Origin of the sequence: Streptococcus sp. CCH8-C6, from assembly GCF_001557225.1 — a bacterium.
Lineage (GTDB): Bacteria > Bacillota > Bacilli > Lactobacillales > Streptococcaceae > Streptococcus > Streptococcus sanguinis_C.
Genome location: NZ_LSJN01000024.1, coordinates 1 through 263, shown reverse-complemented (window position 1 = coordinate 263; position 263 = coordinate 1). Strand labels below are relative to the sequence as shown.

Genomic DNA, 263 nt, shown 5'->3' with positions numbered 1-263 from the left:
TATGGCGCGAGACGGAATCGAACCGCCGACACATGGAGCTTCAATCCATTGCTCTACCAACTGAGCTACCGAGCCAACTATTGCGGGAGCAGGATTTGAACCTACGACCTTCGGGTTATGAGCCCGACGAGCTACCTAGCTGCTCCATCCCGCGTCAATACTATTCGTCCCTAAGGAGGATGTGGGATTCGAACCCACGCACGCTTTTACACGCCTGACGGTTTTCAAGACCGTTCCCTTCAGCCGGACTTGGGTAATCCTCC

3 tRNA genes are annotated in these 263 nt (G+C 54.8%); all 3 read right to left on the bottom strand.

Features of this window, described 5'->3' with window-relative positions:
* Positions 1 to 2: 2 nt before the first annotated feature.
* The 3 genes from AX677_RS03055 to AX677_RS03045 all read right to left on the bottom strand — a co-directional run bounded on the left by AX677_RS03055 (position 3) and on the right by AX677_RS03045 (position 263).
* Positions 3 to 75, bottom strand: a tRNA-Phe gene (locus AX677_RS03055).
* Between the two features lie 5 nt (positions 76 to 80).
* Positions 81 to 154: transfer RNA gene (locus AX677_RS03050), tRNA-Met, on the bottom strand.
* Positions 155 to 173: 19 nt separating this feature from the next.
* Positions 174 to 263 (bottom strand) — tRNA-Ser (locus AX677_RS03045).